Annotated in this window: 22 protein-coding genes, 1 tRNA gene and 1 other RNA gene; 10 read left to right on the top strand and 14 right to left on the bottom strand. The window is 67.7% G+C overall.

Going from position 1 to position 24276, the window contains the following annotated elements; translation table 11 throughout:
• Positions 1 to 75: 75 nt before the first annotated feature.
• Together NMLP_RS01810 and NMLP_RS01805 are read left to right on the top strand one after the other, a co-directional pair.
• Entirely contained in the window at positions 76 to 999 is a 924-nt protein-coding gene (locus NMLP_RS01810; protein WP_015408419.1) for an ABC transporter substrate-binding protein, read from the top strand.
• A gap of 3 nt (positions 1000 to 1002) precedes the next feature.
• Positions 1003 to 1416: a desampylase gene (locus NMLP_RS01805; RefSeq protein ID WP_015408418.1), complete on the top strand. Its 414-nt coding sequence runs from the start codon at positions 1003 to 1005 to the stop codon at positions 1414 to 1416.
• Positions 1417 to 1455: 39 nt separating this feature from the next.
• On the opposite strand, the gene NMLP_RS01800 is transcribed toward NMLP_RS01805, so the two are convergent.
• Positions 1456 to 1905 carry a universal stress protein gene (locus tag NMLP_RS01800; RefSeq protein ID WP_015408417.1) on the bottom strand — a complete coding sequence of 150 codons (450 nt, stop codon included), beginning with the start codon at positions 1903 to 1905 and terminating at the stop codon, positions 1456 to 1458.
• A 152-nt stretch (positions 1906 to 2057) separates the two neighbouring features.
• Here NMLP_RS01800 and NMLP_RS01795 point away from each other — a divergent pair, with 152 nt between their 5' ends.
• From NMLP_RS01795 to NMLP_RS01780, 4 genes are all read left to right on the top strand, one after another.
• Complete coding sequence (locus NMLP_RS01795) at positions 2058 to 2492, top strand: universal stress protein (protein WP_015408416.1); 435 nt, start codon at positions 2058 to 2060, stop codon at positions 2490 to 2492.
• Positions 2493 to 2576: 84 nt separating this feature from the next.
• Entirely contained in the window at positions 2577 to 4028 is a 1452-nt protein-coding gene (locus NMLP_RS01790; RefSeq protein WP_049926010.1) for an amidase, read from the top strand.
• A 438-nt stretch (positions 4029 to 4466) separates the two neighbouring features.
• Entirely contained in the window at positions 4467 to 6641 is a 2175-nt protein-coding gene (locus NMLP_RS01785; RefSeq protein ID WP_015408414.1) for a type II/IV secretion system ATPase subunit, read from the top strand.
• Positions 6634 to 8490 (top strand): type II secretion system F family protein, encoded by a 1857-nt coding sequence (locus NMLP_RS01780; RefSeq protein WP_015408413.1) that lies wholly within the window; start codon positions 6634 to 6636, stop codon positions 8488 to 8490. Before NMLP_RS01785 ends, NMLP_RS01780 begins: the two co-directional genes overlap by 8 nt.
• 36 nt (positions 8491 to 8526) lie before the next feature.
• On the opposite strand, the gene ffs is transcribed toward NMLP_RS01780, so the two are convergent.
• The 4 genes from ffs to rnhA all read right to left on the bottom strand — a co-directional run bounded on the left by ffs (position 8527) and on the right by rnhA (position 10935).
• Positions 8527 to 8840, bottom strand: an RNA gene (gene ffs, locus NMLP_RS13955) — signal recognition particle sRNA.
• 245 nt (positions 8841 to 9085) lie between these two features.
• Positions 9086 to 9625: an inorganic diphosphatase gene (locus NMLP_RS01775; protein WP_015408412.1), complete on the bottom strand. Its 540-nt coding sequence runs from the start codon at positions 9623 to 9625 to the stop codon at positions 9086 to 9088.
• 121 nt (positions 9626 to 9746) lie between these two features.
• Positions 9747 to 10352, bottom strand: a complete 606-nt coding sequence (locus tag NMLP_RS01770) for a DUF7108 family protein (protein ID WP_015408411.1) — start codon at positions 10350 to 10352, stop codon at positions 9747 to 9749.
• Positions 10345 to 10935 (bottom strand): ribonuclease HI, encoded by a 591-nt coding sequence (gene rnhA / locus NMLP_RS01765; protein WP_015408410.1) that lies wholly within the window; start codon positions 10933 to 10935, stop codon positions 10345 to 10347. The genes NMLP_RS01770 and rnhA overlap by 8 nt, the downstream gene beginning before the upstream one ends.
• Positions 10936 to 11036: 101 nt before the next feature.
• On the opposite strand from rnhA, the gene nreA reads away from it, so the two are divergent.
• Both nreA and NMLP_RS01755 read left to right on the top strand, forming a co-directional pair.
• On the top strand, positions 11037 to 12317 hold the full coding sequence (gene nreA, locus NMLP_RS01760; RefSeq protein ID WP_015408409.1) for a DNA repair protein NreA: 1281 nt from the start codon (positions 11037 to 11039) through the stop codon (positions 12315 to 12317).
• A gap of 101 nt (positions 12318 to 12418) precedes the next feature.
• Positions 12419 to 13507, top strand: coding sequence for a DUF373 family protein (locus NMLP_RS01755; protein WP_015408408.1), 1089 nt, complete (start codon positions 12419 to 12421; stop codon positions 13505 to 13507).
• Positions 13508 to 13584: 77 nt separating this feature from the next.
• Here the strand turns inward: NMLP_RS01755 and pdxS are convergent, their stop codons facing one another.
• Positions 13585 to 14493 (bottom strand): pyridoxal 5'-phosphate synthase lyase subunit PdxS, encoded by a 909-nt coding sequence (gene pdxS / locus NMLP_RS01750; protein WP_152024149.1) that lies wholly within the window; start codon positions 14491 to 14493, stop codon positions 13585 to 13587.
• Between the two features lie 159 nt (positions 14494 to 14652).
• On the opposite strand from pdxS, the gene NMLP_RS01745 reads away from it, so the two are divergent.
• Positions 14653 to 15360, top strand: coding sequence for a DUF1405 domain-containing protein (locus NMLP_RS01745; protein ID WP_015408406.1), 708 nt, complete (start codon positions 14653 to 14655; stop codon positions 15358 to 15360).
• A 32-nt stretch (positions 15361 to 15392) separates the two neighbouring features.
• On the opposite strand, the gene NMLP_RS01740 is transcribed toward NMLP_RS01745, so the two are convergent.
• From NMLP_RS01740 to NMLP_RS01720, 5 genes are all read right to left on the bottom strand, one after another.
• Complete coding sequence (locus tag NMLP_RS01740; protein ID WP_015408405.1) at positions 15393 to 15785, bottom strand: YphA family protein; 393 nt, start codon at positions 15783 to 15785, stop codon at positions 15393 to 15395.
• Positions 15786 to 16409: 624 nt separating this feature from the next.
• Positions 16410 to 16480, bottom strand: a tRNA-Gly gene (locus NMLP_RS01735).
• Between the two features lie 154 nt (positions 16481 to 16634).
• Complete coding sequence (locus tag NMLP_RS01730) at positions 16635 to 17267, bottom strand: class I SAM-dependent methyltransferase (RefSeq protein WP_015408404.1); 633 nt, start codon at positions 17265 to 17267, stop codon at positions 16635 to 16637.
• An 86-nt stretch (positions 17268 to 17353) separates the two neighbouring features.
• Positions 17354 to 19447, bottom strand: a complete 2094-nt coding sequence (locus NMLP_RS01725) for a type II secretion system F family protein (protein ID WP_015408403.1) — start codon at positions 19445 to 19447, stop codon at positions 17354 to 17356.
• Complete coding sequence (locus tag NMLP_RS01720) at positions 19448 to 21130, bottom strand: type II/IV secretion system ATPase subunit (protein ID WP_015408402.1); 1683 nt, start codon at positions 21128 to 21130, stop codon at positions 19448 to 19450.
• A 230-nt stretch (positions 21131 to 21360) separates the two neighbouring features.
• Here NMLP_RS01720 and NMLP_RS01715 point away from each other — a divergent pair, with 230 nt between their 5' ends.
• On the top strand, positions 21361 to 21804 hold the full coding sequence (locus NMLP_RS01715; RefSeq protein WP_015408401.1) for a DUF5793 family protein: 444 nt from the start codon (positions 21361 to 21363) through the stop codon (positions 21802 to 21804).
• A 41-nt stretch (positions 21805 to 21845) separates the two neighbouring features.
• On the opposite strand, the gene NMLP_RS01710 is transcribed toward NMLP_RS01715, so the two are convergent.
• The 3 genes from NMLP_RS01710 to cyaB form a co-directional block, all read right to left on the bottom strand.
• Positions 21846 to 22298: a DUF5804 family protein gene (locus tag NMLP_RS01710; RefSeq protein WP_015408400.1), complete on the bottom strand. Its 453-nt coding sequence runs from the start codon at positions 22296 to 22298 to the stop codon at positions 21846 to 21848.
• Between the two features lie 93 nt (positions 22299 to 22391).
• Positions 22392 to 23597 (bottom strand): methionine adenosyltransferase, encoded by a 1206-nt coding sequence (locus tag NMLP_RS01705; protein WP_015408399.1) that lies wholly within the window; start codon positions 23595 to 23597, stop codon positions 22392 to 22394.
• Positions 23598 to 23671: 74 nt separating this feature from the next.
• Positions 23672 to 24205: a class IV adenylate cyclase gene (gene cyaB / locus NMLP_RS01700; protein WP_015408398.1), complete on the bottom strand. Its 534-nt coding sequence runs from the start codon at positions 24203 to 24205 to the stop codon at positions 23672 to 23674.
• Positions 24206 to 24276: the final 71 nt, after the last annotated feature.

The following is a 24276-nucleotide window of genomic DNA, read 5'->3' as shown; positions in this document are numbered from 1 at the left end:
CGCGTCTCCGCGATCCGCGCCAGCAGATTCATTCCCCCGCGACCCCAAGAGCGAACAGGAGGATTTCAAACACCCGTGCCCCCACGCGTCGTCTCCCTGTTACCCTCGGCGACCGAAATCGTAGGCGCCCTCGGCGTCCGGCCGGTGGCGACCTCCCACGAGTGCGATTACCCGCCGTCGGTCGCGGAGGTCCCCTCGGTCGTCGACTCCCGCATCGACGCCGACGCGTCCAGCGCCGAGATCGACAGCCAAGTCCAGGCGTCGGCCGACGCGGGCGGCGTCTACCGGATCGACCGCGAGGCGCTCGCGGCCGCCGACCCCGACGTCGTCGTCTCACAGGGCATCTGTGACGTGTGCGCCGTCGACACCGTCGTCGTCGAGGCGGCCATCGAGGAGCTCGGACTCGACTGTGAGCTCCTGACGACCGACCCCCACACCGTCGAAGACGTCCTCTCGGACGTCGAGGCGATCGGCGCGGCGATCGGCCGAGAGGAGCGAGCGAGCGAACTCCTCGCGGACCTCCGAGGTCGGATCGATCGGGTCGAAACGGCGGCCGCGGAGCGCTCGGAGCGCCCCGCGGTCGCCGTCCTCGATTGGCTCGAACCACCGATGGTCGCGGGCCACTGGGTGCCCGAGCTGGTCGAACTCGCCGGCGGGGAGTACGGCCTCGCCGGGGTCGGCGAGGCCTCGACGCCGCGGGAGTGGGCCGCGATCCGCGAGTACGATCCCGACGTACTCGTCGCCGCGCCCTGTGGGTTCGGCCTCGAACAGACCGCCGAGAACCGCAGCGACCTGCTCGACCGCGAGGGGTGGACCGATATCCGTGCCGTCCGGACGGGTCGCGTCCACGCCGTCGACGGCCACCACCTGATGAACCGCCCCGGGCCGCGACTCGTCGAGAGCCTCGAGACCCTCGCGGCGCTTCTCCACCCGGAGGCGTTCGACGCCCCGGAGCCGTGGATGGCCCGCCCGTTCGGTGCGGGTCGGGAGAGCGTCTGAGAGATGGTGCTCGAGCTCTCGGAACCGCACCGCGACGCGATCGTCGAACACGCACGCGGGGGGGCTCCCGAGGAGGTCGTCGGCGTCCTCGCCGGAACCAACGGCGAAACCTCCCGCGTCGAACGGCGTTACCGGGCGGTCAACGCGGCCGAGACCCCCGAAACGCGCTACGAGATCGCCCCCGAAGCCGAGCTCGCGATCCTCGAGCGGATCGACGACGCGGGCTTCGACGTCGTCGGCTTCTATCACTCCCACCCGCGGGGGCCGCTCGAGCCGAGTGCGACCGACACGCGGCTCGCGGCGTGGCCGGGGCGCTCGTACGTCATCGTCTCGCTCGCCGGCGAGGACGCCGGGATCGGGAGTTGGCGCTGGCGGGGCGAGCGCTTCGAGCGCGAGTCGGTCAGCGTCGTCGAGTAGCCGGGGGTGTCGGGTCCGTCCAGCGGCTGACGCCGACGACTACTCCTCGACGGGCGTCTTGACGACCGTCACCGGGCGGTCCGCCATCCGCGTGACCCGGTCGGCGACGCTGCCGAGCAGCCGGCGGTACTCCCCCGAGCGGTTCTTCGAGCCGATCACCGTGAGGCCGACGTCGGCCTCGTCGGCGTACGTGAGAATCTCCTCGTGGGGGACGCCGTGTCTGACGACGGACTCGGTCTCGACGCCCTCGGCGTCGGCGGTCGCGACGACCTCTTCGATCGCCTCCTCGCCGGCCTGCTCGAGGGCGCTTTCGAGGCCCTCGAACTCGTGGACGTACTCGTCGCCGGAGTACGAGGCGTAGGTGTCCGTGTCGACGACGTAGAGGACGTGCAGGGGCGCGCCGTACTGTTTGGCGGCGTCGATCGCGTGTTCGACTGCCTTGTCCATCCCGGCGCTAGCGTCGGTCGGCAGCAGGACGCTGTCGTACATACTCGGACATCCGAGGCGGCGATACCTATCTCTTTTGCCGGTTCCTGGACGTCGACTGTGGCGGCGATCACGGCGAGTACCCGAGGCCGACCTCGCCCCGCCGTCATTCGAACCGGTTTACTTGTCTCGGGTACAACCGCCGGACGAACCCGATGTACGACGACATCATCGTTCCGACCGACGGCGGCGAACAGATGGACGCGGTCATCGACGCGGCGGTCGATATCGCGACTCAGCGGGGCGCGCGGGTCCACGCGCTCTCGGTCATCGACAGGGGCGTCTTCCTCACGCTCGAGGAGGGGCTGACCGACGCCGTCGACGAGGAACTCACGTCCAACGCCGAGCGGGCGGTCGAGGCGGTCACGAACGCCGCGAGCACCGCGGACCTCGAAAACGAGGGCGTCGTCCGCCGGGGCCGCCCCGGCGAGGAGATCATCGCCTACGCCGACGAGATCGGCGCGGACCTCATCGTGATGGGCTCGCGGGGCGCGGACGGCCACGAGCGCCGGATGCTCGGCAGCGTCTCCCAGGACGTCATCACCGAGACGGACTGTCAGACGCTCGTGATCCCGCTCGGATCGGCGTAGGCCGCGGCCAGTATCGAGGCTCTCGGCCTCCGCGGGGACGCGCTCGCCATCGGGATTTATCAGACGGTGCCGACATCCTCCGGTATGTCCGGACTCCCCGACGCCGCCGTCGGCGACCTCGCGGCCGACGTGCGAGCCGGCCGTCGAAGCGCCCGCGACCTCGTCGAGGCGTCGCTCGACCGAATCGACGCCACCGACGAGTTGAACAGCTTCATCACAGTCATCGGGGAGTCGGCCCGCGAACGCGCCGACGCGATCGACGCACGCGTCGAAGCGGGCGAGGATCCCGGTCCCCTCGCCGGGGTGCCCGTGGGGATCAAGGACCTCCGGACCCGGAAGGCGGGCGTCCCGAACACCCTCGGCATCCGGGCGCTCGCGGACAACGTCGCGAGCGAGGACTCTATCGGCGTCGAGCGCCTCGAGGCCGCCGGCGCGGTCGTCGTCGGCACGACGAGCACGCCCGCGATGGCACACACGATCAAGACCGAGAACCGCCTCGTCGGCGCGACGCCGACGCCGTTCGACCCCGAACGCTCCGCGGGCGGCTCCTCGGGTGGGTCGGCCGCCGCGGTGGCCGCCGGCTCCGTCCGGCTCGCCACCGGATCGGACATCGGGGGGTCGCTGCGGGTGCCCGCTTCCTGTTGTAGCGTGATCGGTCTCAAGCCGACGCTCGGGGTGGTCCCCGAGTACACCTCGATGGACGGCTTCTGCGCGACGACGCCGACGTTCGTCGGCGGGCCGATCGCCAGGCACACAGCGGACACGGCGCTGTTGCTCGACGTGTTGGCCGGCGACGACGGCCGCGATCCCCTCTCGGTCCCGCTCGGCGACCCCGACTACGTGGCGGCGACCGACCAGCCGGCCGGGGAGCTCTCGGTCACCTACAGCCCGAATCTCGACCTCCAGCCGGTCGATCCCGCCGTCCGGGCGGTCGTCGACGAGGCGGTCGAGGATCTCGCCTCGGCCGGCGTGGCCGTCGAGTCGGTCGCCGTCGACCTCCCGCCCTACCGACGGCTCTCGAAGGCCTACGTCACCCAGGTCGGGGCCTTCTTCGGCGCGTTCGCGGCGCAGATCGAAGCCGAACACGGGATCGACATCGAGACTGTGGACATCGAGGCAACCGCCCGGGCGACCGCGACGCTGGCCGACGGCGTCGAAACGGTCGAAGAACGGCTATCGAACGTCCCCCGAACCGACGCCTACCGGGCGATCGAGGCAGCCCTCGGCGACCGCGACGCCCTCGTGACACCGACGCTGACCGTCCCGCCGTACGGCAAACACCTCGCGGACGGCTACCCGACGGAGATCGACGGCGAGTCCGTGCGGGGCGTGCCGACCGACGCGATGTTGACGTGGGTGTTCAACATGACGGGCCATCCCGCCGCGTCGGTTCCGGCCGGCTTCACCGAGGACGGGCTGCCCGTCGGCCTGCAAGTCGTCGGCCACCGCTACGCCGAGACGGACGTGCTGGCGGTCGCGGCGGCGCTGGAGCGGGCGAGACCGTGGGCCGACGCGTACGGGGCGTTTGAAATGTGACGTGCTCTCGGGGGTAACGTCGCGGGTTTCCCACCCGGTGTTGGCCGGGCAGATCAATCCTGACGGTTGGGAATCTACGCGCTGTGACCGACGACACTGACTCCGCCACGACGTCGTTACTCTGCCGTGTCGACGGCCTGGCGGGAGTTTGCTTTCTGTCGGTCGGTGCGGTCGGCTTGCGTCTTTGCGTCCGGCTCTCGCCGTCGCAAACACCGGGCCAACTGCCAGTTCTCCGCACACAAAAATTGATGCGGACAGACGGCCGATTGAGCGTACCGCGCGTATCCCACGACTGAACTCGTGGGGTTCGCGCCTGCATCACAGTATATAAACGAATCCGGATCGGACAGGCCGTTGTTCCTCGCGGTTGGGGGTCGGCACTCGTGGATTGTTTTCGGACGAACATTTAAATAAAAATACGTGAGTAGCTCCTGACAGATGCTCGAGGAGGTGCCGACAGTTCCGGCCCCGGAGCCACCGGATAGCGCTCAGGCGTGGTATTCACCGTCGGTCCACGATCACTACGAGATCGTTCCCGGCGTCGTCGCCACGGTCGAAAGCGGCGACGCCGGGTTCCACTACGACGTTCGCGAGCCATCGCTGTCGACCGACATGGAGTCGAAACTGCGCGCCGTCCGCGAGCACTTCGCCGATGTAGAACCGACGCGTCCCCGGACGCGGGAGGGTGCCGCCGAGCGGTTTCGCGCTGGATTCGACCAGAAGTACGAGCGGATCATCGACGAGATCGCCTCGTGTCCACCGGCCGCCCGGCGACGACTCGAGTACTACGCCCTCGCCGAGTTGCGGTGCCTCGGGGCGTTGACGCCACACGCGCTCGACGACTCGATAGAAGTTGCCGATGCCACTGGGGAGGAACTGTCGCTCCACTTGGCCAACTACGCCCCCGCCGCGACGGGCATCCGGGACGCCGAATTCGTCGGGCGGTTCAGCGCCGAGCGCATCGAGCGCTATACCGTCGAGTTCGCCGGTTACGACGTCCCGGTCGTTCGGTACCGCGAACGGCTGCTCGGGGCGGATCCCTTCGAACAGAAATACGCGGTTATCGAACCGGACCGACTCCCCGGTGACGAGCGGCTCATCACCGAGTGCAAGGACCGGATCTGGGAGGCCGGACTCGGCGGGATTGACGAACACTCGACGCTCCAAGAGCGGGCGGCAATCGTCCGCAAGCGCGGCGAATCGCTGCTTTCGAGGCAACTGCGGGCGGGGAACACCCGTACATGGGTCGATACGGTCCGACGCGGGGTCCGGACCACGCTCGCCGAGCACGGGATCGTCGTTCCATCGGCGGATCGCAGGGTCGGCGGCGACCGCCTCGACGACCTCGTTTATTACGTCGTCCGGGATCTCGTGGGGTACGGACAACTCACGGTTCCGATGTACGACCCCAATCTCGAGGACATCGAAGCGAACCGGGTCGGCGAACGGATCAAGGTCGTTCCTCGGGGCGGCGCTCGGGAGCCGACGAACCTCGCGTTCGAGTCCGAGGAGGCGTTCGTCAACGTGGTCACACAGCTCGCCGCCAACGACGGGGTCGAACTCTCGGCGAGCAGGCCCTCGGCGACGGTCGATCTCGACCTCGACGGGGTCGACCAGACGATCCGCTGTGCGGTCGCGCTTCCGGCGATCTCCGAGGGCGGTCCGCACGTTTCTATCAGAAAGCAGGCTCCTGAGGGCGTAACGCCGGTCACGCTCGTCGAATCCGGGTCCGTGCCGACGGAGCTGGTGACGCTTCTGTGGCTGTTGTACGAACACCACGGAGTCGTTCTCTTCTCCGGATCGGCCGGAACCGGAAAGACGACGCTCCTGAACGCCCACACGCCGTTTATCAGGTACGACGCCCGCCCGGTGAGCATCGGCGAAGGAGCGCGGGAGGTTCGGCTCCCCCACGAGACAGGCGTTTCGCTGACCGCCCGGCGGCCTCGAGGCGGGGTCGGGGACGTCTCGATGCCGGAGTTGATCGAGGAGACCGACTATCTCAACCCGGATGTAGAAGTGCTCCCGGAGATCAACTCGGCCGAAGCGTTCGGAACCCTCGGGGAGGCGTTACAGACCGGCTACGGGGTGCTCGGAACCACTAACGCCGAAACCGTCGAGGCGCTCATCCGTCGTGGCGTCAGGAAGGGGCTCCCGCCGCGGCTCCTGCCGGAGGTCGACGTCGTGGTGTTTCAAGCACAGAGCGGCGGCGAACGCTACGTCGACTCCGTCGTCGAACTGTACTCCGAACGGGAGGCCGAACGGCTCGACCGTTCGACGCGGAGCGTCGAGGTCGACGGAGTGACGATCCGGTACGATCGGATCCTCGATCGGACGCCGGAAGGGGACTGGGAGTTTGCGTACGAACATCCGAAGCTGGGCGATCCGACAGCAGCCGGCGACATCCGGACGTTCGCCCGCCTCGCCGAGAGAACTGGACGCAGCCCCGAGAGTGTCGAGTCGGAGTTCCATCGAAAACACGGGTACGTCGAGTACCTGGTTCGCGACGGGGTATCCGATCCCGAGGCGCTGTTCGGGTTCTTGAGCGACCTCCGGGCGAACGAGGCGGCAACCGTCGAACGGATCGGGCGCGAGCGTGAGGGGACAGATGAGTAGCCGCGTCGTCGGCCGAGCAGCCGGACACGTAGACCGGGGCCTGTACGCGCTCTTTTCTCGACACGCCGACCGTCCCCGTCACGACGTCGACCGAGACCGGTACCGCGGGGCGGCGCTCTCGGTTGGATTCGACATGTATCTCTCGCGGGTCTATGGGCTTTCGTGGCTCGTTGGGGTGTTCGCCTTCGGCACTGTCCTGTTCGTTGGGTCCGCGCCATCCGTCTCGGTGGCTGAGACGGCAGGGCGGATCGCAACGGTGGTGCTTCCCGAGGCCGTCTCGCCCGCCCCGGGATCGTTTCTCATCCTCCTTGGGCTCGCCTTCGGGCTGTTCGCCAAACGGCTGACCGTCACGGCGGGCGGGACGTACCTCCGGTGGCGGGCCAGCGCCCGGCGCGCGTCCATCGAGCGGTCGCTTCCGGGGGCGGCTCGCTACCTTCGTGCGCTCGCCGACGGCAGCGAGAGTCGCCACGAGATGGTACGGACCGTCGCCGAGCAGGACGCCTACGGCGAAGCCAGCACGTCCTTCGAACGGGTGCTCGAAACCGCCGCACTGACCGGAAGTCTCGATACCGGGCTCCGGCGGATCGCCAGGGAGACGCCTTCCCGCGGGATGCTTTCGCCGTTTCTGTTGAGGTTCCGCGAACACGCTGGCGGCGGTGCCGAGTCGCTGCAGGGGTACCTCCGGCGGGAATCGCGGATGCTGTCACATCAACGCTCCCGTGCCCGCCAGCGGGCGGGCGAGTATACCGATCTCCTCGCGGAGCTGTTTCTCTTTGTCCTCGTGTTACCCGCCCTGCTCGTCGTCGTCGCGACGATCACGGCGGCGCTCACGGTTGGGCCGTCCGGGGCAACCCCGCTTCCAGGATCGCCGACAGTCGAGGGACTGCTGGTGTACGGGGGGTCGGCGTTCGTCATCGTCGCCGGTGGGGCGACGGCGTTTCTGGTCGCCGAACTCCGCCCGCCGGATCACGCCCGGACGTACGAACGTCCGACCGGGATCGCGACCGTCACGACGGCGGCGACGAACCCGGCGAGTGCGGCGTTCGTGTTCGCGTTCCCGGCGGCCGTCGTCGCGTGGCTGCTGTGGCTGTCCGGAGAACCGACCACTGACGCCGTGTTGTTAGGATATTCGGCGTACGGGTTCCCGGTGGGCGCCGTCGCGGTGAAACGTGAACGTCTCGACGACGCGAAGGACCGTGAGATACGCGAGTTCGTCCACGCGGTCGCCGGACACGTCGGATTGGGGAATCCCCTCGGTACGGCGGTGCGGCGGGCCGCCGACGGAGTCGACGTTCGGGTACTCCGGGCGGATATCGACGACCTCGTATTCCGGCTCAGTCTGACGGCCGCGCCCGACGCGGGCGACGCCCGCCGGGCGGCACTCGATCGGTTCCTCGACCGCGTCGGAACGCCGCTGGCCGAACAGACAGTCGGCCTCGTCACCGGAGCGATCGACGTCGGAAGCGATGCCGAAACGACGTTCGAGACGCTTCAGGCCGAGATCGGATCGCTGTATCATCAGCGAAAGCAACTGCGTTCGGCGATGCTCGTCTACGTCGTCATCGGGTGGACCACGGCGGTTTTGCTCCTCGCAGTCGTGCTCGCCGTCGACGTGTTCCTTCTCGAGTGGTTCGTCAGAGTCGGTGAACAGACGGGCACGGGCGCCGCGATCGATCGCGACGTCGTCGACGCCAGCGGCTGGCGGTTCTACCTCGTCACGCAGGCGACGATGCTCGCCTGTGGGTGGTTCGTCGGCGTCGCCTCTCGCGGTCGATACGAGGCGCTGTTTCATTCCGCGGCGCTCGTTATGATCTGTTATATTTCTTTCGCCGGTGCTGGAGTTGTCTGACCGCTCGGCCGACTCACGACCCAAAAACGCAAAGATTGGTGGACCCGGGGTGTGCCCGGGCCGCTCGATACGGGGAGTCCCGCGTGCCTCCTCCACCCCGCGACCCTGCGGGCGACAGCTGTCCGCGGGCCCGCTGCTCACTTCCGTGCCTGGCGGATTCCCCGCGGTTAACCGCGCCCGAACGTCCCTGCAGACGCCGGCGCGCGGACCGCTGCCCTCGCAGGACGAGGCTTCGACGTTAGCTTGCGGGGCCCGTACCGGTTGGCCCGGACGTGCCCCGGATTCGGTCCCCGCTGAAGACCATAGCGCGGGTTGCGAGCGGGGCCTAACCGCCCGACCTAGTCCATCCAACAGTAGACGGTTGTCGCATAAGGGCCTTTCGTCTCGAAACCGCCCGCAGTCGGGCGGTCGTCGACCGGGCGGTGGAGCCGGCAGGTCCCCGGAGATGCTCCGTAGTGTGCGGGAACGTATACACGACGACAGGACCCGGTGGCGACCTTCGACGGCCCACGCGAAAGCGTAGTTGAGGCCCGAGGAAGCGCACGACCTGAATATCCCCTTCGGGGAATCCTCGCCCTTTGGACCGGGGAGGATGTCAATCGAAGTGTTCCTCGTAAAGCTCTTGGGCGTGTTCGATCGCGTCCATCGCAGCCTGCCTGTCCTCCCAGCCCTGCGTCTCGACTTCCTTGCCCGCCTCGAGGTTTTTATACGTATTGAAGAACTCGTCGATTTCGTCGAGTTGCTGTTGGGGAATGTCCGCCAGGTCCTCGATGTGGTCGTATCGGGGGTCCTCCGTGGGGACCGCAATGACCTTGTCGTCCTGCTCGCCGTCGTCGTCCATCTTCATCAACGCGACGGGGCGGGCCTCGACGACGCACCCCGGGAACGTCTGATCCTCGACGAGGACCAACACGTCGAAGGGGTCCTCGTCGTCGTAGTACGACTGCGGAATAAACCCGTAATCAGAGGGGTAGTGGACGTTCGAGTGCAGCACCCGGTCCAGCACGACGCCGGGGATGTCCTTGTCGTACTCGTATTTGTTTCGTTCGCCTTTGAGGCACTCTACGACGGCGTAGATCTCTTCGGGGGCGTTCGGACCCGTCTCGAGGTCTTCCCAGAGGTTTGCTCCGGCCATACCCGGCGTTGTGCCCGAGGGTCGCAAAGAGCTTTCGACATCGGGTCACTCCGGTGGCTTCCCCCCGGCCGCCTCGACGACGAACCGGGGTGCGTCCTCTCGGCCACCACGAGCGCGAGTGTCAGGTTTCCTCGGCCGCCTCGACGGTGAGTCGAACCGACGCCGCGAGCCGCTCGCGCTGTTCGTCCGTCGGCCACGCGTTCCGGGGGAAATACTCCGTGCGGAACTCCTCGCGCTCGTCGGGGGTCGCCCGCTCGATCGGCTTCGCGTAGTGGTTGCTCATGAACTCGGCGAACGCGGTGGCCGTCTCGCCGTGGACCTCGCCGTGTCGCTCCCGGACGCGGGCCGCGATCGCTCGGTTGTGCTCGTCGATTTCGGCCCAGTCAGCGCCGGAACCGGGGCCGGAGAGAGGACGCTCGACCGCCCGGCCCGTGTCGTCGATCCGGTCGGTTCGGATCGTGCCCTCGTCGGTCCACTCCGCGGGGTACAACACGAGCGTCTCGCCGGTTTCGCCCGCCCGGACGCGGGCGTCGTAGCCGTGTGCTCCGAGCAGCGCATCGCGCTCGCGTCGGTAGGCCGCACGCTCATCGTCGTCGACCGCGTTCTGTAGGTGTCGGGTCAACCGCTCCGCGCGCTCGATTGCGGTCTCGGGGAGCGGTGGGTCGTCGGTTCGGTCGTCCGCATTCCCGGAGGGATCGTCGGCCGAGTGGGGGGCGTCGTCAGTCATCGAGTGCCTCGTTTGCCAGTCCGTCGGCACGGTCGTTTATCTCCCGTGGAACGTGATCGAGACTCCACTCGTCGACCCCGCGAAGCAGCTCCCGGACGCGAACCCGCTTTTCGCGCAGCGTCGGATCGTTGGCGTCCCACTCGCCGCGGACCTGCTTGACGATGAGCTGTGAGTCGCCCTTGATAACGAGGTCCTCGAAACCGTAGTCGGTCGCGGCCTCGAGCGCCGCGAGCAAGGCCTCGTACTCGGCTTGGTTGTTCGTCGCGCGGCCGATCCGCTCGGATCCCTCGGCGACGATCCCGTCGTCCGTGACGATCACCCACCCGATCGCGGCCGGACCGGGGTTGCCACGGGAGGCGCCGTCGAAGTAGACGTGCGCCCGGCCGCCGCCGTCCTCGATGAACCCTGCCAGACGGGCGGGGTTGCTCCCCTGAACGACGACCGACCCCTCGTAGGCGACCGCCGTCGCGCCTCCGCGGTCGGCCCGCCACAGTTCGTGGTCGGTGTTCCCGGGGCGGGTCTCGACGCCCTCGGACTCCAAGCGCTCCCTGGCGCGGTCGGGATCGCAGTCGATGACGGGCATACGTTCGGTTCGCAGTCGGGCGAAAATAGGGGTTGCGGTCGCTCCTCGGGGTCGCCCCCGGTTCCCGAACGACATTTCAACGCCCGCCCCGAACCGACCGTATGCGCCTCGACGAGTACGTCGACGACCTCGACCGCGAGGAGTCGGTCGAACTCCGGAAACTCGCCGAGGAGAAGTCCTACGCCGTCACCAAATACATCGACGACGCGAGGACCCGCTTCGACGAGACGCTCTCCGGGGAGACGCTCGTCGGCTCGACGGCCCCCTCGGTGTTCGTCGGCCGGTCGGGGTATCCACAGGTCTCGGCCGGCCTCCTCGCCCCAGTCGGCGACGAGGACGACGCCGCCGACTACGTCACGACCGGCGCGTGGTACGAGCAGGGGTACGACATCGACGACGTCTTCGAGCGCCGGACGGGCCTTTTGAACTCCACGCGGCGCTCGAACGTCGACGCCCGCGACGTCTGGGACGGCTTCGTCGGCACCCAACGCGAGGTCGCCATCGCCGACCGCCCGGTCGACGTCGAACTCGGTCTCGAGGACCGTCCCGGGTTCGATCTCGACGGCTCCTTGGAGGACATCGCTGCCCCCCGGGGGCCGCGGGTCGGGGCCGACACCGCCCGCGTGACGGAGAACCCCTCGATCCCGCGGGCGGTCGAAAAGACGCTCTCGGACGACGATTGGCGCGCGACGGGCGCGATGACGTACCTCTATCGGCGGGGGTTCGACGTCTACGAAATCAACAACGTGCTCTCGGTCGGCGCGCTCGGGCAGGGAGAGAACCGACGGCTCGTCCCGACGCGGTGGTCGATCACCGCCGTCGACGACACGATCGGGCAGTACCTCCGGGGGACCGTCCGCAACGCCCCCACGATCGGGCAGACGTCGGTGTGGCACGCCGAGTACATGGGCAACGAGTACTGGGTCGTCGCCGCGCCCGGCGAGTGGGAGTTCGAACTCCTCGAGTTGAAAGCGCCGGGCAGCATCTGGAACCCCGACCCGAACGGGCAGTTGTACATGGCCGCCGACAGCGAGGGCTACGAGGGGCGAACGGAGTACGTCGAGGAGACCTCGGGGGCCTACTACGCCGCCCGACTCGGCGTCCTCGAGGCGCTCGCCGAGCGCGGCCGGCAGGCGAAGGTGTTCGTGATCAGACACGCGACGGATGGGTACTGGGCGCCCGTCGGCGTCTGGCAGATCCGCGAGTCGATCCGGGACGCGGTCGCCGGCGAGGCGGCGGTCGCCGAGAGCTTCCACGGCGCTGTCCGGGAACTGGTTCCCCGGCTTCCGGTGTCGATGGCCGACCTCCGGCGGAAGTCGACACTCGCGGCCGGGATCCAAAGCGACCTCTCGGCGTTCGGCGGCGGGGTCGGATCGCGATAGTGTGGGCCGGTCCGCCGTCGCTCGGAGAGTGCGATCGGACGGACGCTGACGCCGGGGGAGAAGGAACTTAACCCGTCGCGCGAAACGCCCTACAACGATCGATGCTGTTGATCCTCTGTGTCGACCTCGACGACGACCTCGGCCGGAAGACGTCGTTCGACACCCCCGTCGTCGGCCGCGACGCTGTCGAGTCGGCCGCCGTCGCCTTGGCGACCGCCGACCCCGAGGACTCGGACGTCAACGTCTGTTTTCAGGGCATCCACGTCCACGACAACATCGACGACGAGTCCGTCGAGGTGGCCGTCGTCACGGGAACCGCCAAGGCGGACGTCTCGGCGAACCGAAAGGTCGGCGAGGAGGTCGATACGGTCCTCGCATCGCTGTCGACCGGCGAGGACGTCAAAGCGGTCGTCGTCACGGACGGCGCACAGGACGAAAGCGTCCTGCCGGTCATCCGGTCGCGAGTCCCGATCGACGGGGTTCGGCGCGTCGTCGTGCGGCAGGCCCAGGATCTCGAATCGATGTACTACACGTTCAAGCAGGTGCTTGCGGACCCCGAAACGCGGGGGACGATCCTCATCCCACTCGGTATTTTGCTTTTGATATACCCGATCGCCATCCTCGCCGACGTCATCGGCCTCCCCGGGTCGACGTTCGGCGTCATCTCGGCGCTGCTCGGGTTGTACGTCCTCTTTCGGGGGTTGGGTCTCGAGGACACGATCGACGGAGCGCTCGAGGGGATCCGCGTCGGGCTCTTCTCCGGGCGGGTCCAACTCGTCACGTACGTCGTCGCGGCGGCGCTCGTCGTCGTCGGAGGCGTCGGCGGCCTCGACGCGATAGATCGGCTCACGGACGCCGACTCCGGGGCGATCCAGCCGGTCGCGGCGTTCGTCTACGGGGCCGTCCAGTGGGCCGCCGCCGGCGGCGTGGTCGCCGCCCTCGGCCGGATCACGGACGAGTACCTCGCGGGTGGATTCCGGTGGCGGTACCTCAACGCCCCGTTCTACGTCGTCGCCATCGCCATCGTCCTCCATGGGGTGTCCGCGTTCTTCCTCTCGTTGCCGTTCGCCGAGTTGTCGTATCTCGCGGTGACGCTGACGACCGGGACGTTTCTCGGGGTGGCGAGCACGCTCGCGTTCGCCGTGGCGGAACAGCGCTATCCCCGGAATCGGGACCCCGAGGTCACGTGAGATGAGAAAACGTGCCGTCCGGCAGCACTCAGGACGGCGTCGGTTGTCGGTCGGCTGTCCGACGGCGTGTGTCCCGTTCAGACGCCGCGGCCCTGCAGTTGTTCCTCTTCGGGCATCGTCTCGTTCGCCTGACCCTTCATGCCCTTGCCGGGGGACTTGGCGATCTCCTTGAGCGTGTCCGGGTCGTCGTAGTTGTTGACGGCCGCGACGACCGCCTCGCCCATCGCCTGGGGGTTCTCCGCGCCGAAGATGCCGGAGCCGACGAAGATGCCGTCACAGCCCAACTGCATCATGAGCGCGGCGTCGGCGGGGGTCGCGATCCCGCCCGCCGCGAAGTTGACCACCGGAAGCCGGCCCATTTCGGCCGTCTCGTGGACGAGTTCGCGGGGTGCCCCGTGCTCTCTGGCCCACTCGTCGCGCTCCTCGTAGGCCATCCCGGAGAGCATGCGGATCGCACGCTGGATGTTCCGCTGGTGGGTGACGGCCTGGTTCACGTCGCCGGTCCCGGCTTCGCCTTTCGTCCGGATCATCGCCGCGCCCTCGTCGATCCGTCGCAGCGCCTCCTGGAGGTTTCGGGCCCCGCAGACGAACGGCGATGTGAGCTCTCGCTTGTCGATGTGATAGCGCTCGTCGGCGGTCGTGAGCACCTCCGACTCGTCGATCATGTCCGCGCCGGTCGCCTCGAGGATCTGCGCCTCGGCAGTGTGACCGATTCGGGCCTTCCCCATCACCGGGATCGAGACCTCGTCGATGATCTCCTCTAGGGCACCGGGGTCGGCCATCCGGGCGACGCCGCCACGCTTTCGGATGTCGGCGGGGACCGCCTCGAGCGACATGACGGCGACCGCGCCCGAGTCCTCGGCGACACGGGCCTGTTCGCGCGTGACGACGTCCATGATGACGCCGCCCTTCTGCATCTTCGCGAAACCACGCTTTACGAGGTCCGTGCCTCGTTTGAGTTCCTCGAGGTCCGTTTCACTCATAATAAACTGTACGGGCCGAGCACACTTAATCCGTGTCGTTCCCCCCGTCGCTTTACCGTTGGTTGCTCGCGCCGTCACCCGCCCCGTCCCCGCCGTCGTGGGCGGCGCTCGCCGGTCGGCCGCTCTCGGGGTGTTTTTATTCTCCCGCCCGGAGTACCCGGTATGAACGTCCGCGGGCTCTTCGAGTCCGACGTCCCCCGCGAGGACCTCCCCCGGTACGTCGCGCCGCTGCCCGAGCCACTCGAGAACCTCGCGTTGAATCTCGTCTGGCCGATCGTCCTCGTGAACCTCGCCGGGACGGCGTTCGGCTTCTACTACTACGGCTTCCAACTCGCCCGGACGCCCACGGCGATGTGGCCCTTCGTCCCCGACAGCCCCGTCGCGACGCTGTTTCTCGCCGCGGCGCTCGCGGCGTGGAAACTCGGCCACGGGCGGGAGTGGCTGACCGCGTTGGCCTTTCTCGGCAACATCATCCTGGGCGGGTGGACCGTCTGGGTCCACCTCGCGTTCTGGCCCGAGTTCGGCTACCTCCACCCCGCGATGCGGCAGTTTCTGATCTGGAGCCACGCCGCGATGGTGCTGCAGGCGTTCGTTCTCCACCGGATCGCCGAGTTCTCGCCGCTCGGCGTCGGCACCGCAACCGCGTGGTACGCCCTCGATACGACCGTCGATTACTTCATCCCGGTCCGTGGGGACCTCCATCACACGTTCCTCCCCGTCGCACGCGAGGAGCCGCTGTTCCTCGGCGCGGACGCCCTCGGCGTCGCCGGCGCCGGCGCAGTCGGCCTGTTGGTGTTCGCGCTTTACCTCGCGATGGCGACGCGGGTCGAAAAAGGACGCCTGCGGCGGGACCGATCGTCCGGCGGGTGAACGGCCCCGCTCATTTATAATCGTCGGAGGCGTTACTCGCCGGTCGCCCAACCGATGAAGACGACGGCAGCGCCGAGCAGCGTCACGTTCTGGAGGAACGACGTGAGTTCCTGATCGCGCGCGTCGTCGTCGACGGCCCAGAAGTCGTGCATGAGCGGGGTGACGCCGACGAAGAAGGCCGCGACGCTCGCCCCGGACAGCCGGGGAAGCTTCCAGGTCCCGATGCCGAGGCTCCCACCGAGCAGGAGGCCGGTCGCGGCCGGGACCAGCCGGTCGGCCGCCGGGACGCCCTTGGCGTCGGCGTAGGCGACGCGTCCCTCGAGGTTCGTCAGGTTGCGTACCGCGAGGGCGGCGAGCCCACCTGCAAAGAGCACTCGACCGAGCAACGACGGTTTGCCGTTCGCTGTGTCCGATGAATCTGACATCGTGTGTTCGGAGTCGCCCGCGATATTTAAATGGCTACTCTCGGGGCGTGGCCTGCCGTTATCGGTCCGGTGATCGAAGCGAGTGCGCTCGTGGCTCGCGTCCCGTCCGTGTTTCGAGACCTCACTTCGTTCGGTCTCGCTATCTCGCGGCTTCGCCGCTCGATCTTCCCGAGGATCTCGCTTCGCTCGATCCTCGCTATGCGCCGGCCGGGAATCACACGAGCGAAGCGAGTGTGATGTCGATAGACACCGTCTATCGGAATTCTCGCGAGCGGAGCGAGCGAGGGGACGGGCGGCGCACGACCGCAGAGAACCCGTTCACGGGTCGCGTTGCTCCCCGTTCACGTTTCGAGACCTCACTTCGTTCGGTCTCGCTATCTCGCGGCTTCGCCGCTCGATCTTTCCGAGGATCTCGCTTCGCTCGATCCTCGCTATGCGCCGGCCGGGATTTGAACCGGGATCAGACAGTCCGGGATGCTCGCTTCGCTGCGCTTCCGGGCTGTGACTGATAGGGTTCAAATTCCGTGGCGATTTTCGCCTCACTCCGTTCGGCAGAAAATGCGCCGGCCGGGATCCTCGCGAGCGGAGCGAGCGAGGGTACGGGCGGCGCACGACCGCAGGGAGTGCGCCGGCCGGGATTTGAACCCGGGCCATGAGCTTGGAAGGCTCAGGTCCTGCCACTAGACCACCGGCGCTCGTCCTCGTCGCGCCGCGACTCGCGGCCCGTCGGGCCGCTCACCGTCGGCGCGCACGAAACTGTAACATCACGCCCTATAAGGGTCTTTTCGTTCCCGGAACGGTATTTAAATCGCTCGCCGGGGCGCCGTCAGCATTTAAGTACTCCGTCGGTCACGACGGCTCGACGACGGCGTAGCAGTTCCCGCTGGAGACGAACGACTCGACGACGGCGAGGTCGCTCGCGCCGAGGTCCGCATCGAACTCCGCGGGCGCGTAGATGTGGTAGTAACGCGGGACCGTCTCGCCGCCGGGAAGCGTCCAATCGATCTCGGCATCGAAGCCCGTCTCGGTGTCGGCGTCGGCCTCGAAGCGGTCAGCGGCGGTACTCCAGGCGCTAACGAGCGCCACCCCGCCGTCGTCAAGGACACGCGCGAGTTCGTCGAGGCTCTCCCGGCGGAGCCGTCGCGTCGGGAGGTGATGCAGCGTCGCGACGTATACCGCAAGACCGACCGCTCCGTCGGCGACCGGCAGCGAGGCGGCGTCGCCGGCGACCAGGGCGGCTCCGGGGGCGCGCTCGCGGGCGGCCGACAGCAGTCCGTGGCTCACGTCGAGGCCGAGGACCCGATCGGCGTGCCCGGCCAACAGCTCGGTGTGGCGGCCGTTCCCGCAGCCGACGTCGAGGGCAGTGGCGGCGCGACGCCCCGCACAAAAGGACTCGACCTCCGGCCAGGGGTACTCGCGGGTCGAAGAGAAGTGATCGGCGATCCGGTCGTACGTCGCTCGGACGCCGGCGCGATCGTTCATGGGGCCGGTTTCGCCGCGGCGGCAAAGAGGGCAGCGATGCGAGTCGGCGTGGTGTACGAACGTCGTCGGGACGCGCGAACGCGGCCTCAGATCGCGAACGTCAACAGGACGTACGAGATCGAAAGCATGACCGCCGCGTGTTTCATGCCGGCCTTGACCGACCCGCTGCCCATGACGCCGGCGGCGAGCCCCGAGAGTAGCGACTGGATGAACGCGGTGTGAACGAAGACGAGCCGATAGGCGTCGCGGTCGCCGCCGTCGAACCCCCCGAGCGGCCCCGCCCCGCCGACGCCGCCGGCACCGCCGGCCGCACCCCCACCGATGCTGCCCACGTCCGGCAGGCTCGGGATCAGGACGTACTCCAGGGCGCCGATGACGACTAAAAAGACGAAAAACGAGACGTACACCACGACGAGGTACGTGAACATCTCCTGTCGGCGCTGCCGGCGGAGCTGGAGGTCCGAGCGGGCCTGCTCGGCCGCGATCCGGAGGACCGGTCCGATCTCGTTCGAGGCGTGCATCGCGTTCGTGATGAGCGTGACCACGCGAGTGACGGAGGGCGTTCGGACGCGCGTCTCGAACCGCGAGAGCGCCTCCTCGGTCGTCGCGCCCCACTGGATGTCCCTCCAGATGCGGTTGACCTCCGCATCGAGCTCGCCGATGTCGCCACGACGGACCCGATCGAACGAGGAGACGACCGAGATGCCGGCCTCGTTGAGGCTGGCGAGCCGCTCGAGAAGCTCCGGAACGGCCGATTCGAGTCGTTTGAGCCGACGCCTGCTGTACTCGTAGACGACGGCGAACGTCCCGCTCAGAAAGATCGCCGCCTGAATCAGGACGTCGTCGAGTGCCCGGACGTCGACGCTTCCGCCGGCGAGGATCGCCGGCAGCCGAACGACGGTCGCGACGACCGCGATCGGAACGGTGAGATACAGGAGCAACCGTGGCCGATCGACGAGAGACGCCAGCGGCGAGGCGAGCGTTTCCCTGACCGACCGGAGCCGTCGATAGGCGAACAGCCGTTCGTGGTCGGCCGCCGCTCCCGGACGGGTGTAGCCGCCGTCGCTCTCCACGGCACGGCCGGCGGTGATTCCCTCGCCCGAACGCTTCTGGTCGGGGTCGCGCCCGCGGTCGGCCACCTTCCCGCGTTCGTCCTCGCGGTCGTCCTCGTGTTCGTCTCCCGCCGCGCGGAGCGGCCGGGTAACGTCGAGAAGGTACGCCAAAAACAACACGTTCGCGGCGGGAACGATGACGTACGTCAACACCCGCATCGCCAAGAGCGTGTCGCCGGCCGTAAGCCCGATTATCAACAGGATAGTAATGAGAAACAACATACCGGCGACGATCACCGTCACGTACACCTCCGCGGTCGTCGCGAGGAGGTTGAGTATCTCCGCTTGCTGCTCTTCGGCCTCGTCGCGGTAGCGCTCGTACTGTTCGCGGAGGAACTCCGAGACGTCGCCGCCGCTTTGGAGAACGCTGGAGAGGTTCTCGGTGAACGTGCCGAAGCGCTCGGAGGGGGTGTTCTCCGAGAGGTCCTGGACGGCCGTCACGAGGTCGACGTTGAACAGGTCGATGTTCCGGACGGCGACGTCGACCTCGGCAGCGCCCTCGCCGAACACCCGCTCGTTGTCCGAGAGCGTCCGGAGCACGTCCGGAAACGACATTCCGCCGCGGGTCAGAGCGTAGGTGAACGCGACCGTACGGGGGAGGCCGGCGTCGATCCGCCTCGCGCGCCCGTCCGCTCGAACCGACGGCAGCCGCCAGCGGAGTTCGTAGGTCGCCCCCACTGCGACCGCGCTGAGGAGGGCGCCGCTCAGGAGGAACACCCCCAGCTGCACGACGTTCGACGTCTCGATCGTCGCGTTCGGATCGAACGACAGCCCCGGCGAGGCGAGCACGAACAGCCCCGCCGCGCCGAGGTACACGCCGACGACCGCACCCGCGACCCCGGCACCGGCGGTGTAGATGTACGTCTTTGCAGCGTACTCCCGGTAGGGGACGCCGATCGCCGCCGATCGGAGCGCCTGCTCTCGCTCGACGTCGATTTCGATGCCGCGCCCGCCGAGGAGCAAAAACGCGAGCCGCGTGACCGCGGCATCGATCCGGGGACTATACGGCGCCGCGAGGAACGCACCGAGGAGGCCGATCGCCGCAACGAGCGGGAGCACCCAAAGCATCTATCCGCTCCGCGGCTCGGCCTCGTTCGATCCGGGGTCGACGACCGCCCCGGCGTCGAGGTCGACGCGACCGTCGGCCTCGGCCGCTTCGATCCGACCCATCACCTCTTCGGGGACGGCGTAGTATCGGTTGACCATCGCCGTGAACTGCTCGTACTGTGAGATCCCCCGTTCCTGGAGGAACGCCAGAAACCGCCGCCGCCGCTGTAGCTCTCTGAGCAGTTCGGTCTTCGACCAGCCGCGTTCCTCGCGAATCTCCTCGGTCAGCTTTTCGGTCCCTTCGCTGAACGTGTCGGTCGCGGAGTCCCAGTTGTACGCCCCGGTGTAGTCGAGCTCGCCGGTCCGTTGGTCGATCCCCTCGATCTCGGCGATCGTCCCCGCCCGCCGGACGCGCTCGCTGCCGAAGCGAGCGAGCCGCTGAACGCAGAGGATATCGAGCGACTGTACCATCGGCCGCGGCACGTTGATCGGCTCGTTCTCGAGGCGGTTGATGACTGTCTGGACCGAGTCGGCGTGCATCGTCGAAAGCGTCGTATGCCCCGTGTTCATCGCCTGAAACAGCGTTATCGCCTCTTCGCCGCGGACCTCGCCGACGATGATGTACTCGGGGCGGTGCCGAAGCGACGACCGCAACAGGTCGTACATCGTGACGTTCGCGGCCTCGTCGAGGCGCTCGCGGGTCACACACGACAGCCAGTTGTCGTGATACAGCGACAGTTCGCGGGTGTCCTCGATGGTGATCAGCTTCGATCGCGGCGGGACGAACATCGAGATGGCGTTCATCGAGGTCGTTTTCCCGGAGGCGGTCCCGCCGGCGAAGACGATGTTCTTGTTGTGTTCGATCCCCAGCCACAGGTACGCCATCTGCCCAAGCGAGAAGGTGCCGAACTCGAGCAGGTCGATCGGGGTGAACGGCTCGTCGCTGTACTTCCGGATAGTGAAGGCCGATCCGTGCGGCGTCACCTCCTCCCCCAGCGCCAACTCCGCGCGGGAGCCGTCGACGAGCGTCGTTTCGACGATCGGATTCCCGACCGAGATGTGCCGTCCGGCCTGTTGGGCCATCCGAACAATGTAGCTGTCGAGGCCGGTCTCCTCGAAGGAGACGTTCGTCTCGATGTCCTGATACCCGTCGTGGTAGGCGTACAGCGGGAGGTTGTACCCGTCACAGGAGATGTCCTCTATGTAGGGATCGTGCATCAACGGATCGACCTTGCCGAACCCCTGGAACCGTCGATAGAGGTAGTAGTACAGCCGATAAAACCCGGCGACGTCCGGCTCGACACCGTACCGTTCGAGCCGCGTTCGGAGCTCGGATCTGAGAACGTCCTCCGGATTGCCCCCGTGTTCGGTGTACAAAAGTGGCACCCGAACGTCGTCGTATAGCGTTTCGAGGACGTCGCGTTCGAAACGGTCGAGGTCGGGTTCGACGGCGTAATAACGGTGTTCGTTCTCCTCGTCGTCGTGCGTAATAACGGCGTAGGAGAAAGGCGCGTTCAGCCAGTACGCCTCGACCCGCTCGCCATCGAAGGTCCGGTCTCCGACGATTCGGCCGTGCTCTCCGGGGCGATACGACTCCTCGGGGATCGACGACCCACGGAGCGACTCGACCGCCCGGGCGAGTCGCTGTCGGACCGATCGGGTCGAGTGCTCTTCCGGGCGAACGGACGCGTCGTCTCGAGACATCTGTGTCGCGTACCCGACGGTATGCGGGCAGACGGAATAAAGGTCCGCCGTATTCGCCCCCGGCGTGTCCCCGATCGAGCCGCCTCCGTCGTCGCCAGCGCGTCCCTCGGGGACCGTCGTGGCGTCCTGCCCGAGGCGGCCGGTACCGGCCTGCCCACACCGGACCGGGTCGTCCCTGACGGGGGCGTTACGTTCATGCGTGCGGCGCCCGTATCGGCACGCAAACAGGGATGCGGCGTGACTACTTCACTCTGGAGACGGCGGGCGTGACGGCCGAGGAATCGGAAGAGCCGAGCGTGTCGATCACGTACGAGGGACCGACCGACGAACTCGAAACGCGACTCCGCCGCGACGACGGCCAACTCGACGGCGACGGGGTCGACGTGGCCTACCGGTTGCACGAGCCACTCGACACCGACGCGCCGGCGGGTGTCTTCGCGGTGTCGGACCGCATCACTGGCGAGTACGTCCTCGAGGTCAACGCCACGAGCGCCCCGGTACTCTCGGTCGTCGAGGCGGCCAGCGCCGACGCCGACGGTCGGTACCGCCTCGTCATCGAGACCGACGGGGGAACCCGACTGGCGGAATACGACAAGTCGACGCTTCTGGTGTACGACGGCGACGGGAACCTGCTCCGGGATCGGAGCCTCATCCCCAGCGGCGTCGAGATCTGAGCACGACCCCGGAGCGCAAACGCGAATCGGACGACGGCCGGCTACGCGCCGAACTCGGATTCGGTCACCCGGACGGCGAGGGTGTCTTCGACGTCGTGGAGGTCGTATGCCGGGAGTTCCGGCCCGGTTCGGGTCACGAACATCGGTTCGAGGAGCCGGCCGTCGTCGACGCCGAACAGCTTCAGAAACCGCCCCGAATTGGCGTGGTCGAGGCCGTCGTCGCGGATCGCGGCCGCGAGCGCGCGAGAGAGCCACTCTTTTTTACTCACCGACGGATCGAGGACGAGCGCCTCGCGGGCGAACCGGACCAGATACCACTCGAGGTCGTTCAACAGCGCAACGGCGGCGCCCAGCGAGACCGTCTCGACGGCGACCGTGTTCTCGTAGGGTGCGGCGAGGTCGTAGGTCGAAAGCGCCGCCCGCGACGTCTCGCGGCTGAGGAGTTCGTACCGCAACTCGACGTCCCCGTCGCCGACGAGACACACTCGCGTCATGGCCGGACATACGGAGCGACTGAAAAAGCGGTTTCGCTCGGCCGCCGACGGCCGAGGGACCGCCTCGCCCGCCCGGTTCGCTCTCTGGTCCACTCAAAACGTCGTCAACTCGCCGTCGATCACGCGCTCGGTGATGTCGGTCACGTTCGCGAGCTCCTCGTCGATGATCGCCTCGACCGCCGCCTCGATGTCGCCGACCTCGACGCCCGCCTCGGTGACGAGGCTGGCGTCGGCGACGTGGGGCTCGTCGATCGGCTTGCCGATCTGTGAGAGCAGTCGGATGCGGACCTCGCGGATGCCGTCGACCGCCTCCACGACCGAGCGGGCGATTTCGGTCGACAGCAGGTTGTAGATCTTCCCGATGTGGTTGACCGGGTTCTTCCCGGAGGTCGCCTCCATCGACATCGAGCGGTTCGGCGTGATGAGGCCGTTCGAGCGGTTGCCGCGGCCGACGGACCCGTCGTCGCCCTGCTCGGCGCTCGTGCCCGTCGTCGTGAGGTAGATCGAACCCTCCTCGTAGTCGTCGGCGGTGTTGACGTGGACCCGGACCGTCCGGTCTGTGTACTCCGCAGCGAGGTCCTCGACGAACGTCCGGACGCCCTCCATCACCGCGTCGTACGCCTCGATCCCGTCGACGTACCGGTCGACGGCCGCGACCGCAACGGTCACGTCGATAACCTCGGACTCGCGTTTGCCCATCACCTTGATGTCCTGGCCGACGGCACGGTGCTCGTCGCTGTAGCGGCCGTTGAGTCGGCGTTCGGTCTCGAGGACGATCCGTTCGGTCTCGGTCAGCGGCGCGTGGCCGACGCCAAAGGAGGTGTCGTTCGACATCGGGACCTGCGTGCCGTCCTCGCCGAAGACCTCCTGGAGGTCCCCCGAGCCCTCGCCTAATTTCACGTCGACGACGACGTCGATACCGAAGTCGACGAACGGGAACTCCTCGTCGATATACTCGCGGGCGGCCCTGAGTGCGATCGTTTCGGCGGGGATCTTCGTCCCCTCGTACTCCTTGGTGGCCCGGCCCGTGATCAACAGGTAGATCGGATCGACGACCTCGCCGCCGCCGAAGGCGGGTGCCGAGCGACCGGCGACCAACTGCGTCTCGTCGGTGTTGTAGTGGAGTACCTTACCGACACGGTCGAGGTACTCCCGGGCCAGCGCCTGTGAGACGTGTTCGGCGATCCCGTCACAGAGGGAGTCGGGGTGGCCGAGCCCCTTCCGCTCGACGATCTCGACGTCTTGATCCTCGACCGCGCGACCGTCGACCGGTTCGACACGGATGTTTCGGTCGGTCATTACCGTGTGTACCCTTCGGCCAGTTCTATAACTTACGGAAACCAAATAGGCCAGATTGATTACCACAGAGCATATCACGCCGCGTCGAGCAGGAGGCCGAGGTACGAGGTCCGGATTCCGTCGGCGGGATCGAGCCCCAGTCGTTCGAGCAACTCGACCGCGCCCTCGCGTGCGGATTCGACTGCCTCGGCTTCGGTTTCGACCTCGACGAACTCGCCGAGCCCGTCGACGGTGTCGAGCGCGACGGTGTATTCCCCACAGCGGAACCGTTCGCGGCGCTTTTCGACAGTCGCCGCGGGCTCGAAGCCGACCGATTCGAGGACACCCGCCATCGTGTCCCCGTCGTCGACGCCCGTCTCCAGTTCCTCGCGGGTCTTCGAGGCGGCGTCGACCAGCGGGCCCTTGTACGTCACCTTCGCCCGCTCGCCCGAGTCGTCCGTCTCCCGGCGGATGCGGAGCGCCTCGTCCGTCTCGGCGAACTCCCGAACCGGGTGGTCGTAGTACGTATCGACCTGCGACACCGTCCCGTCGGGGGCCGCGTCCATCGATTCGAGCCGCGGACGGAGCCGATCGTGCTCGGCACGGACCTTCAGTTCGACCTCGTACATACTGGCCTGGTCTCCGGGCACGACAAAAAGCCCCGCGGCCTCCGGGTCCCGGCCGCCCGGCGTTCGGTCCC

Origin of the sequence: Natronomonas moolapensis 8.8.11, assembly GCF_000591055.1 — an archaeon.
In the GTDB taxonomy this organism is placed as follows: Archaea; Halobacteriota; Halobacteria; order Halobacteriales; family Haloarculaceae; genus Natronomonas; species Natronomonas moolapensis.
The sequence above is the reverse complement of the archived record's forward strand: the minus strand, read 5'-3'. Positions and strand labels throughout refer to the sequence as shown.

Coding starts and splice junctions, on each gene's coding strand:
- NMLP_RS01720 (WP_015408402.1), bottom strand. CDS start 21,130: ATGTCTCGAGACGACGCGTCCGTTCGCCCGGAAGAGCACTCGACCCGA.
- NMLP_RS01770 (WP_015408411.1), bottom strand. CDS start 10,352: ATGACTGACGACGCCCCCCACTCGGCCGACGATCCCTCCGGGAATGCG.
- NMLP_RS01780 (WP_015408413.1), top strand. CDS start 6,634: ATGAGTAGCCGCGTCGTCGGCCGAGCAGCCGGACACGTAGACCGGGGC.
- NMLP_RS01745 (WP_015408406.1), top strand. CDS start 14,653: ATGAACGTCCGCGGGCTCTTCGAGTCCGACGTCCCCCGCGAGGACCTC.
- NMLP_RS01730 (WP_015408404.1), bottom strand. CDS start 17,267: ATGAACGATCGCGCCGGCGTCCGAGCGACGTACGACCGGATCGCCGAT.
- NMLP_RS01715 (WP_015408401.1), top strand. CDS start 21,361: ATGCGGCGTGACTACTTCACTCTGGAGACGGCGGGCGTGACGGCCGAG.
- NMLP_RS01775 (WP_015408412.1), bottom strand. CDS start 9,625: ATGGCCGGAGCAAACCTCTGGGAAGACCTCGAGACGGGTCCGAACGCC.
- NMLP_RS01790 (WP_049926010.1), top strand. CDS start 2,577: ATGTCCGGACTCCCCGACGCCGCCGTCGGCGACCTCGCGGCCGACGTG.
- NMLP_RS01800 (WP_015408417.1), bottom strand. CDS start 1,905: ATGTACGACAGCGTCCTGCTGCCGACCGACGCTAGCGCCGGGATGGAC.
- NMLP_RS01785 (WP_015408414.1), top strand. CDS start 4,467: ATGCTCGAGGAGGTGCCGACAGTTCCGGCCCCGGAGCCACCGGATAGC.
- NMLP_RS01755 (WP_015408408.1), top strand. CDS start 12,419: ATGCTGTTGATCCTCTGTGTCGACCTCGACGACGACCTCGGCCGGAAG.
- NMLP_RS01705 (WP_015408399.1), bottom strand. CDS start 23,597: ATGACCGACCGAAACATCCGTGTCGAACCGGTCGACGGTCGCGCGGTC.
- NMLP_RS01740 (WP_015408405.1), bottom strand. CDS start 15,785: ATGTCAGATTCATCGGACACAGCGAACGGCAAACCGTCGTTGCTCGGT.
- nreA (WP_015408409.1), top strand. CDS start 11,037: ATGCGCCTCGACGAGTACGTCGACGACCTCGACCGCGAGGAGTCGGTC.
- NMLP_RS01710 (WP_015408400.1), bottom strand. CDS start 22,298: ATGACGCGAGTGTGTCTCGTCGGCGACGGGGACGTCGAGTTGCGGTAC.
- NMLP_RS01725 (WP_015408403.1), bottom strand. CDS start 19,447: ATGCTTTGGGTGCTCCCGCTCGTTGCGGCGATCGGCCTCCTCGGTGCG.
- rnhA (WP_015408410.1), bottom strand. CDS start 10,935: ATGCCCGTCATCGACTGCGATCCCGACCGCGCCAGGGAGCGCTTGGAG.
- NMLP_RS01805 (WP_015408418.1), top strand. CDS start 1,003: ATGGTGCTCGAGCTCTCGGAACCGCACCGCGACGCGATCGTCGAACAC.
- cyaB (WP_015408398.1), bottom strand. CDS start 24,205: ATGTACGAGGTCGAACTGAAGGTCCGTGCCGAGCACGATCGGCTCCGT.
- NMLP_RS01795 (WP_015408416.1), top strand. CDS start 2,058: ATGTACGACGACATCATCGTTCCGACCGACGGCGGCGAACAGATGGAC.